Origin of the sequence: Paenibacillus sp. NRS-1781 (assembly GCF_050467745.1) — a bacterium.
Taxonomy (GTDB): domain Bacteria; phylum Bacillota; class Bacilli; order Paenibacillales; family Paenibacillaceae; genus Paenibacillus; species Paenibacillus terrae_A.
This window is the reverse complement of record NZ_JBITPI010000106.1, coordinates 1-1,941: the sequence shown is the minus strand read 5'-3', so window position 1 is coordinate 1,941 and position 1,941 is coordinate 1. Positions and strand designations below refer to the sequence as shown.

The following is a 1,941-nucleotide window of genomic DNA, read 5'->3' as shown; positions in this document are numbered from 1 at the left end:
GATTCTGTAGGCTCCACTCCATGATCATAGATATGACTAACGTATGAGGCGCTTTGGCCTGTTTTTAGAACTGAATTTCCGGTAATGGCTATCGAATAGATATGCGTTCCCTTTTCGACGACTCTCATTTCAATCGTACTCAATATTGTAGGGTGATAAGTTAATTTTACGGTGATACTTGCTTGTCCCAAAGCAATGCCCATAACCTGACCGTGCTGATCTACACTAACCACACTTGGGTCACTAGATATATAGGTAATTTCCGGATTGGCTATCTCATCTCCATTATCCATAGCGGTTACATTTAACTGTATTGTTTCATTGAGCAGCACATGAGCTATCGTTCCCTGATTGATATGTAATGCGCAGGTATGAGCAATCTCGTACTTCCATTTGTCCGCAATATTATTTTCCACGTCATCATAAGCTGTATTAATGCTATCCAATGTGCAGCTTAACTGGATGATGCCATTCATCGTGCGATCCATTCCGACTATTCTAAATGGCTGATGAGTCATATAAAATCGTTGGCTTAATGTAATGCCACTTGTATCTGCATTGTCTTGTACGGTAACCAAGATGTTGCCCTCTGGCATGGAGATAACTTTACCTGTTTCCGTTGAAAATGTTCTAGCTTTTACCACAGCATCAAACCATTCTACCTGCCCGTTCCAGTTCAAAGCCAGCCGTTGATTACACTTTTTCATTCTGCCTCGACAAGACTGTCCATTTCGATCCACCTGACTGGTAATTAAATAACGTTCATAGCGATAGTCTACGATATCTCCTGTACGTAAAGGTGTTGCTGCACGGATTATCTTTTCATCAGTGTTTTGGATATTATTTGTCGTATCTCGAATCAGACCAAGCTGTCTTACACCGTTTATGCGTACAAGCTCGCCTTTCTCTCGCAGGAAGAAATCTATCATCGGCTCTAGACTCCTTGTCATTCCTTCACCTCCACTGCAAAATCTGGCTTGCAGCGATATAGGTGCAATTCCACATAATCACTCCATTCCTTGATGTCCAAAATAATAAAGATACTCGTGTAGATTTGGACATAGCGATTCGACTGCAATAAGGATTCCACCAGTGGACAGAAAGCTCGATATGTCGTCTCCAGTGTGTAGCCATCTTCAAATGAAAAGCTTTTACGATAAGGTTGTACATCTGCCATCACTGACAGAACAGGGTTGAAATGTGTAGCATCTAAAATTTCCAACTTCGTATCGTAAAACATTAATCTGTTCCGACCTTGATTTTAGGCAGAGGAAGAGCCAGTCGAATACTTGCCGGAATTTCTGTTTCATAGCTAGCTGAGCGTTCACCTTCTTGCTTATTTATAAGTCCGACCGAATCCCTATTTTTATAGAGATACACCGCATAATCGACCATGACTTCATCATATTCCACTGGCAGTGTTACCACATTACAATAGCCATAAATATTACTCCTCGCTTTATTCAAATAGTGGATCAGGATATCATCCTTGGATATGTCTGTTGGTTCCATGCCTAATAACCGTTTAAGTAAAATCAATGAATCATTCATGTAACTGGCTCCTGTTCTTCCTTTACCTGTGTCTTCTCGGTACGCTTCATATTCTTGACAGTTTGAGCTTTCGTTAGAGTTGCTTCTTGCTTAGTCTCATCTGGTTGCGGTTCCTCTACTTGCTCATAATGCCCACTGGCCTGTAACCTCAACACCAACTCCTGATCTGTGACTTCCCATACACATCCTGTTTCCTGATTCAAAAACCACATCTTATTACCCTCCAAAAATGAAAAAATAGGGCATCCAAAACGGACACCCCAAACGTGTTTCTTCTATTGTAATGTGTTCTCATATCATCCACTTTTCAATTAAGATTTATTGACCGTGAGTACAGCAAGAGCCTCCGGCTTGATACATTTAGCACCGAATACCTGCAATCCTTTCACC

General features: G+C 41.2%; 4 protein-coding genes. All 4 read right to left on the bottom strand.

From position 1 onward, the window contains the following. Positions 1-950, bottom strand: a 950-nt coding sequence (locus ACIFO6_RS24125; protein WP_430044590.1) for an Ig-like domain-containing protein, incomplete at its 3' end; no start/stop codon positions are given. Next, positions 947-1,222 carry a hypothetical protein gene (locus ACIFO6_RS24120; RefSeq protein ID WP_430044588.1) on the bottom strand — a complete coding sequence of 92 codons (276 nt, stop codon included), beginning with the start codon at positions 1,220-1,222 and terminating at the stop codon, positions 947-949. The genes ACIFO6_RS24120 and ACIFO6_RS24125, both read right to left, overlap by 4 nt. A 17-nt stretch (positions 1,223-1,239) precedes the next feature. After that, positions 1,240-1,551, bottom strand: a complete 312-nt coding sequence (locus ACIFO6_RS24115; RefSeq protein ID WP_430044586.1) for a phage head-tail connector protein — start codon at positions 1,549-1,551, stop codon at positions 1,240-1,242. Then, complete coding sequence (locus tag ACIFO6_RS24110; protein ID WP_430044585.1) at positions 1,548-1,763, bottom strand: hypothetical protein; 216 nt, start codon at positions 1,761-1,763, stop codon at positions 1,548-1,550. Before ACIFO6_RS24110 ends, ACIFO6_RS24115 begins: the two co-directional genes overlap by 4 nt. Positions 1,764-1,941: the final 178 nt, after the last annotated feature.